The following is an 8,564-nucleotide window of genomic DNA, read 5'->3' as shown; positions in this document are numbered from 1 at the left end:
GATAAATTTCTACTGGCAGGAAAAATTTATATTTTTTCAATTGTCTACTTGACAGGGAGCGGTTCATCATTCAGTGCGACAGCCCCTTTTTTCGCATTATTTTTTCAGGAGTGCTGCTGAATGCTCTTCAGTTAAAATAACTCCGCAATCGCCGCGATCTTCTCACAGTTTTCCGGCAGCGGGTCGTTTATTTTCGGTGACTGGCGCGTTGCCACGTAACGGCTTGCAATTCCGGCAGAGGCTGCACCGTGGCAGTCAGCGATATCGTCATTTCCTGTCATCAGGCATTCTGCCGGATCGAGGTGATACTGCTTCAGCAGCATCTCATAAAACGCCGGATCCGGTTTTTTCACACCGGCATCCGATGAGAGCAGGATTCCATCAAAGTATTTCGTAAGGCCGAGCAGGGAAATTTCCGGCGCGGTGAAAAGCGCCTGTGCGTTGGACAGCAGAAAAACCTTCTTTCCTGCGTCTTTTAAACGCTGCAGCATTTCCGGCACGCCGGGGAACAGTTTCAGTTCTTCTATCGAAATCGCACGGAACATTTTCGCCAGATCTGCAATTTCTTTTTCCGTTACCGAAACAGCTTGATCCTCAAACAGTTGCCGGAACACATCCGCAATGTCGATTTCCGGTACATGGCTGCCGCGGCATTCCATTTTAAGCGCAGCTTCCTGCTCTTTGATTTTTGTCTCATACGCCATCCGGAGTTCTTTCGGCTCATAGGCGGCCCCTTTCATGCCGAAGAACAGGCTCATTTTTTTCCAGAGATACGCTTTCTTTTCATTCGTATGTATATCTACCAGAGTTCCATATAAATCAAAAATATAATTCTGATACATCCTTCATCATCCTTTCTTACGGAAAGTTTTCCACACGACACGTATTCTACCAGACTTTTCTCCACAATTCCATGTCTTTTTTCCAGACTTCCTATCTTTTTTTCTCCACCCAGACTGTCCATCAAACCAGATCGTTGAAACCTGTTTTGTCTTGCTCTCTGTAAGAAAGAATCCTGCCCGGAGGGCTTTTTACTTTATCGGAAAATTCAACGAAGTTTCCGGTAACGTAAAAAAATTCCCCCGTACAGATTTTGTCCGCAACAGGGGAATTCATTACATCTCACAGTTTCCTGCGAATTGTAATCTTTGATTTACTTTCTCGCATCCAGCATTTCTTTCACCAGACGAATATACTCCGGTGTTGTTCCGCAGCAGCCGCCGACAATGCCTGCACCCGCGTCTACCAGAATGTTCATATATCTTGCAAACGTCGGCGCATCCATGCTGTAGATTGCCTCACCGGTCGGCGTAATTTTCGGCAGGCCGGCATTCGGTTTTACGATAACCGGTACTCTTGCCACTTTTTTCATGGAATTTACGACTGCCTCAAGCTGATCCGGTCCGACCGAGCAGTTCAGTCCTACGGCGGATGCTCCCATTTCCTGCAGTGTCTCAACTGCTTCCACAGCGTTTCCGCCGAACAGGGCAGAACCGTCTGCTTCCAGCGTCAGAGAACACATAATCGGCAGATCGCAGACAGAAAGTGCAGCATCCATAAAGACACACGTTTCGTCTACGCTCAGCATCGTCTCCGCTACCAGAAGATCAACGCCCGCATTTGCTACCGCTGTTACCTGCTCTGTGTAGGATTCCAGCAGCTCTTCATAAGAGAGATCGCCTTTTGGCTGCAGCATTCTTCCCGGTGTGGAAAAATCTCCCGCAATCAGCGCACCTGTTCCGGCAAGCGCTTTTTTCGAAATGTCCACCAGGCGTGCATTCAGCTCCTCCACCTCGTTTTCTCTTCCATAATCCGCTAATTTCAATCTGTTTGCACCAAAGGTCGGCGCATAGACAATCTGGCTTCCCGCCTCCACGTAAGCCTTCTGTAAATTTGCCAGAATATCAGGATGCTCCAGAACCCAAAGTTCTGTACTGACTCCTTTTGGCATTCCCGCTTTTGTCAGATTTGATCCGGTTGCGCCATCCAATAAAATGACACCTGCTCCGGCAAGCTGTTCAAATTCTTCTCTTGTCATTTTCTTTTCTCCATTCTGCCCGAGTTCCCTGCAGCACATGTCCGCGTATACTGACAAATCCCGGCTGTTTTTTTCTGAACCTGCCGCGCTTTTCGCGTCAAATTCATGTTCAGTATAGCATTGTATTGTTTTCCCGACAAGTAGAAAAGAGGTATCCGTTTTGGATACCCCTTCGTCTGTTTCTGTTCACGAATGTTCAGCAAACCCCGACATTCTCAATCATGATGCGCGCCTGAATGATGTGTCTCCGAATGATGCGTCTCCGAATGATGTGTCCTGCCCGAGCTGTTCCCTCCACCGGATGTGGTATTTTTCGGTGACCCCGGAGACAAATTTGTTCCCTGGTTCACACGGGTTGCTTTCTGTCCATTTTCCACCTGCGAGGATGCCGATACCGTTGAAACACCCGAATCGGAACTGTTTTCCGTTGCAGCATTTTTTCCACACGCAACGAAAGCCAATACTGCTGTACCGACAAGTACGGAAATTACTGCCTTCTTCATTTCTCCACCTTCTTTCCTGGTACATCGTTTTCGCCTGAACATTAGAGCGTGTCCGAAAAATTATTTCCGCAATTTGTGAGATACACTCTGGTTGTAATTTCATTTTAAATAAACTTCTTACTATTGTCAATTTATTCTACAAATTCCCTATTATTTTCTTTTTTTTGTTCCAAAATATTTTCAGACACAAACAGCAGCCGGACCCCTCTCCCGGATCCGGCTGCCGTTTGTCCTGTATCGTATGCTTTTATTCTGCAGTGCTTGAAGACGTCGAAGCAGTGCCTGTGCTGCTTGTCGATGTCGTTTCGGTACTGCCTGATGTCGTGCTGTCAGACGTTGTACTATCCGTTGCTGTACTGTCCGTTGCTGTACTGTCCGTTGTTGTGCTGTCGGTTGTGGTTCCATCTGTGGAATCTGTAGAAGCGCTGTCAACTGTCATCGTATACAGATCTGCGTCTGTTACCTCAAGCTTTTTCCAGTTGGATGCGACCTTGATATCGCTCTCCTTCACCCATCCGTCCAGTGTATCGTTGTACTTATCCGATTTGCGGTTGGAAATGATAGTCTGTCTTCTGGACTCGGTTTTATCCTTGTCGAATGCTTTATCTACACGGATCACATAATATGCATCGTCGCCTTCGATGACACCGTCATAATACTCGCCATCCTTCAGCTTTGCTGCTTCTTCCGCTACTTTATCTCCAAGAGAACAGGTATCGTCATCGTCTTTCTCCGATCCGGTTCCAAAGGATGTCTCGGAAGAGGTCAGATAAGAAACCTCAGAGGAGGAATCGCTGGCGGAACTGCTCGATGTGCTCGCGCTTGAAGCGTCGGATGCGCTTGTGTCGGAAGCATCGGAAGAAGAGCTGCTCTCATCGGAGCTGTCGGCAGAATCGGTGGAATCTGCGGTATTCTCCGCATTTAACTGATCGTTCAGCTCCTTGCGCAGATCGGTAAACGATGCGGCTGCCGGATCCTCAGACTCTTTTAAGAGATCCAGGAATCTCTGTGCGATTTCTTTCTTTGCCGCTTTTTCCTCGTCCGTCAAATCAATCGTTTTTCCATCGTCATCCTTCTCGGTTCCTGCTGTGGATACCGTGATGTAGCTGATGGAGGTCTGCTTTGCCTCTTCATCGGATACCTCGGTATCTACATCTGCGATGATCGGATCATAAATTTTGGTTTGAATAACATACAGCTCCAGTGCATCCTGGATGTCCTCAACGGTTGCGTGCAGCTTTTTCATCACATCGTCACCGTTCTTATCTGCGAATGCCTGTGCAGCCTCTTTCGCCTGCTGTTTTTCCTCGTCTGTCAGGGAAATTCCGTATTCCTCTGCGTGCTGCCGCATCAGAAGCTCTTTTTCGATCGTATCAAGAGACTGCTCCTTGAACGTTTCCCCGGTAGTCTTTCCATCGTCGCCTTCCTTGTCGTACATCTCAGACGGCATCTGCATTCCGTACATCGAGTACATCTTGGAATAATAATTGTACATGGTTGCCTGCTGATATCTCAGCATGAAATTTGCCTGTCCGAGTGTAATCGACTCGTCATTTACAGTAATTGCCGTTTTTGTTCCGTCCACATTGTCGGAACCGCAGCCAGTCAGTCCCATCGCTGCCATCGAAGCACTCAGCATAACGCAGACTGCTTTTGCTTTTAAATTTTTCATTACTTCCTCCTCATGCAGGGCGAAATGTATGCTCAAAAAGAGTTTTTCTTTTTACACGTTCGAATTTCCGGTCCTGCATCGATTTTTATAAACGCTTTTCCTATTATACCCTTTTTGTTGATACAGGGCAACTTTTTTCTTCCCTGTTCACGCCTTTTTCACACGATTTTGTGGTTATGCGAGTATTTCACTCCTGTGTGATCTGCAGCAGATCTTCCACCAGTGCATGGCTCTTCTCCAGCAGATCGATCTTTTCCTTTGAATTTCTCCGCCGCGGCGTGTAGACAAACGCCAGCGACTCCATCTGGAATTTCAGTTCGTCTCGGTATTTCTGCAGCAGCTCCGGAATCCGCGCCACATCGATTTTTGCATGCTGCTGTAAGGTGACTCGTACCGAATCGCCCATCTGTTTCAGCTCCGTCACATACGCACAGTGCGCCAGCGCTTTCAGTTCTGCAACAGCCAGAAGATTCTGTACATTTTTCGGCGGTTCCCCGAAGCGGTCGGTCAGCTCCTCCGTCATGTCCTCATACTCTTCCTTATTTTCAATCGCCGCAATTCGCTTATAGGTGTCAAGCTTCAGAGACTCGTTGCTGATGTAGCTGTCCGGAATATAGGCACTGACATTCAGATCAATCGTTGTCTCGAACGCTTCTGCCGGTGCGATGCCCTTCGCCTCCTGGACAGCCTCTGCGAGCATTTTACAATAGAGATCGTATCCAACCGATTCCATATGGCCCGACTGCTCTGCGCCCAGCAGATTTCCGGCGCCTCGGATCTCAAGATCACGCATTGCAATTTTAAAGCCGCTTCCCATCTCCGTAAATTCACGGATCGCATGGAGACGCTTCTCCGCCACTTCCTTCAACATCTTGTTTCTGCGGTACATCAGAAATGCGTAGGAAGTCCGGTTCGACCGTCCGACGCGGCCGCGGAGCTGATAGAGCTGTGACAGTCCCATCTGGTCGGAATCATGGATAATCATGGTATTGACATTCGAAATATCGAGTCCTGTCTCAATGATCGTTGTTGACACGAGCACATCGATCTCTCCGTTGATAAAGCCGTACATGATCTTTTCCAGCTCACGCTCTTTCATCTGTCCGTGCGCAAAGCCTACATTTGCATCCGGCACGAGCTTCTGGATCGTGTTCGCCATATCCGCAATCGACTGGACACGGTTATAGACATAGTAAACCTGCCCGCCCCGCGCAAGTTCACGGTTAATCGCCTCGCGGACCATTTCTTCATTGTATTCACAGACAAAGGTCTGGATCGGCTGGCGATCCTGCGGTGCTTCCTCGAGCACACTCATATCCCGGATGCCGATCAGGCTCATGTGCATGGTACGTGGAATCGGCGTCGCCGTCAGTGTCAGAACATCCACATTTTTTTGCAGCTGTTTGATTTTTTCTTTATGCGTCACGCCGAACCGCTGCTCCTCATCGACAATCAGAAGGCCAAGATCTTTGAACTTTACGTCCTTCGACAGAACGCGGTGTGTTCCGATGACAATATCCACGAGTCCTTTTTTCAGATCCTCCAGCGTTTTTTTCTGCTCTGCCGGCGTGCGGAACCGGCACAGAAGATCAACGCGCACCGGAAAGTCCTTCATGCGCTCAACGAACGTATTGTAATGCTGCTGTGCCAGAATGGTGGTCGGAACGAGGTAGACGACCTGTTTGCTCTCCTGTACTGCCTTGAACGCTGCACGGATTGCAACCTCGGTTTTGCCGTATCCGACATCGCCGCAGATCAGGCGGTCCATGATCTTTTTGCTCTCCATGTCCGCCTTTGTCGCCTCGATCGCCGCAAGCTGATCGTCCGTCTCCTCAAACGGAAACAGTTCCTCAAATTCCTTCTGCCAGATCGTATCCTTTCCGAACTGATAGCCGGATGACGCCTGCCGCTCGGCATACAGCTTCACGAGATCCTGTGCGATATTTTTTACCGCATGGCGAACCCGTGTTTTCGTCTTATTCCATTCCTGACCGCCGATTTTATTCAGCTTCGGCACCTTTGCAGCTTCGCCGGACGCATACTTCTGCAGCGTATCGAGCTGGGTGGCCAGCACATAGAGGTTCGATCCGCCCGCATACTCGATTTTCATATAATCACGCGTTACGCGGTCCATCTCAATTTTCTCGATGCCGCGGTAAATACCAAGACCGTGGCTCTCGTGCACGACATAGTCACCGATCGAAAGATCCGCAAAATTCTGGATTTTCTGACCGGAATACTCCGATTTCTTCCGGTTTTTCTTCTTCTCTTTTCCAAAAATATCCGTCTCTGTGATCAGCACAAATTTCTGCATCGGATATTCAAAGCCTCTGCGGGCCGCGCCGTGGATCAGCATGACCTCGCCCGGTTTCAGAACACGCTCCTCATTCTCGCTGTAGAAGGCCGGAATCTCCTCATTCTGCAGGTCCTCCGCCAGATGCTGCGCCCTCGTCCGCGACGGACTCGCCAGTACAATACGGTAACCCGCTTTTTTCCAGGATTTCAGATCTTTTACCAGAAGCGGGAACTGATTGTTATACGAATTAACCGATTTCACCGTCACACTGAACTCGTCACGGATATTCCACTCGCCCTTCTGCGGCTCCATCAGCGACACGGCAACACAGCCGCAGCGGTTCAGTTTTGCCACAAGCTCCGCCGTACTGCACATCAGCTTCGCCTGTCCCGGCAGGAGGTATCCCTTTTCGAGACGGTGGCTCACGCTCTCCTGAAATTCTGCTTCCAGCGCATCGGCACACTCGATGATGCGGTTCGGCTCATCTAGGAAAATGCGGCTGTTCTCCGGCAGATACTCAAGAAACGAGACGGTCTCCGGATAAAAATAATGAAGATACTGCTCCGCTCCCTGCAGAATTTCGCCCTCGCCGATCTGATCGCAGATTTCCTCTGCCGCATGGCGGATACGCGCCGCTTCCTCCGTCATCATCTTGTCGCGGAACTTTGTGCTCTGCGCTTTTGCCTCTTTTTTAATCGCTTTCACACCGCGCGCAATCGTATTCTCTGTTAAAATCAGCTCCGATGCCGGATAGATTGTGATTTCCTCGAGGTTTTCAATCGACCGCTGGCTCTCCGCATCGAAGCTTCGGATGGAATCTATCTCATCGCCCCAGAGCTCAATCCGGATCGGGTTCTGTTCCGTCAGCGGATAAATATCGAGAATGCCGCCGCGGACGGAAAACTGGCCGGTCGACTCCACCTGAAAGGTACTCTCATAGCCGAGCCGCACCAGCTCTTTTCTTATTTTATCCAGATCGAATTCGCTGTCATTGCGCAGATGGATGCAATGTTTTTCGAACACGCCAAGAGGCAGAAGAAAGTCCATACATCCCCCTACACTGGTGATGATGGTAACTTCCTTCCGCTCAAGAAGTGCCTGGATCACCTGAAGCCGCTGCCGGATCAGCAGATTTCCGTGAATGTCTGCCTGATAGAAAATCAGGTCCTTCGCCGGATAATACAGCGTCTCCGCATCGTACAGCCGGTAATCCTCATATAATTCTTTTGCTTTTAATTCATTTTCCGCGATCAGAAGCCGCACCGGGGCATCCTCGGAGAGGCCTGCGATCATGTGGGCTTTCTGGCTTTCCAGACAGCCCGAGATCACCGTCACACCTGCGGTTCCTTTTTTCAGATCACGGAACAGCTCGTCAAAACGGGCAATTTCTTTGATCGGTTCTAATAACGCTTTCATTTTCCTTACTCTGCCGGGTTTGCAGATTTGCGGTTATACTCATTCATAGCTGCGTCCACATCCCCGTTCAGCATCTGCTCGATTGCTTTTGCCGCATGCTCGATCGCCAGATTTACAAGGGGACGTTCGTCTTTCGTAAACGGACTTAACACGTAGTCCGCCAGATCCCAGTTTTTCGGTTTCTCACCGACACCGACTTTCACACGCATAAAACGGTCGGTACCGAGATTGGCGATGATGTTTTTGATGCCATTGTGGCCGCCCGCGCTTCCTTTTTTGCGGATACGGATCTGTCCCGGCGCCAGGCTGATATCATCGTAAACCACGATCAGCTCGCTCTCCGGATTCACTTTGTAATAGTTCACCAGCTCCCGCACGGACTCACCGCTCAGGTTCATATATGTCATCGGCTTTGCGACAATGACTTTCTGGCCTGCGATCATGCCCTTTCCGAACAGCGCCTTGTGGCCTGCACCGGAAGACGGGATCTGATATTCGTCGATCAGGTAATCGATGGTGTCGAATCCGACGTTGTGCTTCGTGCCCTCATACTGGCGCGTCGGATTTCCCAAACCTACTATAATAAACATACTTCCTCCTGCAATGCAGACAACAGAGAGCAGAAAAAACTTTCCCTGC

Annotated in this window: 6 protein-coding genes; all 6 read right to left on the bottom strand. The window is 49.5% G+C overall.

The window, feature by feature from the left end:
- Positions 1–131 precede the first annotated feature (131 nt).
- Positions 132–842: an HAD family hydrolase gene (locus DW769_RS15090; RefSeq protein WP_117801642.1), complete on the bottom strand. Its 711-nt coding sequence runs from the start codon at positions 840–842 to the stop codon at positions 132–134.
- A 311-nt stretch (positions 843–1,153) separates the two neighbouring features.
- Positions 1,154–2,038 (bottom strand): homocysteine S-methyltransferase family protein, encoded by an 885-nt coding sequence (locus DW769_RS15085; RefSeq protein ID WP_117813413.1) that lies wholly within the window; start codon positions 2,036–2,038, stop codon positions 1,154–1,156.
- Positions 2,039–2,253: 215 nt separating this feature from the next.
- Positions 2,254–2,541: a hypothetical protein gene (locus DW769_RS15080; RefSeq protein ID WP_118750587.1), complete on the bottom strand. Its 288-nt coding sequence runs from the start codon at positions 2,539–2,541 to the stop codon at positions 2,254–2,256.
- Between the two features lie 247 nt (positions 2,542–2,788).
- On the bottom strand, positions 2,789–4,213 hold the full coding sequence (locus tag DW769_RS15075) for a SurA N-terminal domain-containing protein (protein ID WP_118750586.1): 1,425 nt from the start codon (positions 4,211–4,213) through the stop codon (positions 2,789–2,791).
- 187 nt (positions 4,214–4,400) lie between these two features.
- Positions 4,401–7,925 carry a transcription-repair coupling factor gene (gene mfd / locus DW769_RS15070; RefSeq protein ID WP_118750585.1) on the bottom strand — a complete coding sequence of 1,175 codons (3,525 nt, stop codon included), beginning with the start codon at positions 7,923–7,925 and terminating at the stop codon, positions 4,401–4,403.
- Between the two features lie 5 nt (positions 7,926–7,930).
- Positions 7,931–8,515 carry an aminoacyl-tRNA hydrolase gene (gene pth, locus DW769_RS15065; RefSeq protein ID WP_118750584.1) on the bottom strand — a complete coding sequence of 195 codons (585 nt, stop codon included), beginning with the start codon at positions 8,513–8,515 and terminating at the stop codon, positions 7,931–7,933.
- Positions 8,516–8,564: the final 49 nt, after the last annotated feature.

Origin of the sequence: Blautia sp. AM29-29, assembly GCF_003480555.1 — a bacterium.
GTDB lineage: Bacteria > Bacillota > Clostridia > Lachnospirales > Lachnospiraceae > Fusicatenibacter > Fusicatenibacter saccharivorans.
The sequence above is the reverse complement of the archived record's forward strand: the minus strand, read 5'-3'. Positions and strand labels throughout refer to the sequence as shown.

Excerpts from the sequence above, each read along its gene's own strand:
- DW769_RS15090 (WP_117801642.1), bottom strand. The coding sequence starts at position 842 with ATGTATCAGAATTATATTTTTGATTTATATGGAACTCTGGTAGATATA.
- DW769_RS15085 (WP_117813413.1), bottom strand. The coding sequence starts at position 2,038 with ATGACAAGAGAAGAATTTGAACAGCTTGCCGGAGCAGGTGTCATTTTA.
- DW769_RS15080 (WP_118750587.1), bottom strand. The coding sequence starts at position 2,541 with ATGAAGAAGGCAGTAATTTCCGTACTTGTCGGTACAGCAGTATTGGCT.
- DW769_RS15075 (WP_118750586.1), bottom strand. The coding sequence starts at position 4,213 with ATGAAAAATTTAAAAGCAAAAGCAGTCTGCGTTATGCTGAGTGCTTCG.
- mfd (WP_118750585.1), bottom strand. The coding sequence starts at position 7,925 with ATGAAAGCGTTATTAGAACCGATCAAAGAAATTGCCCGTTTTGACGAG.
- pth (WP_118750584.1), bottom strand. The coding sequence starts at position 8,515 with ATGTTTATTATAGTAGGTTTGGGAAATCCGACGCGCCAGTATGAGGGC.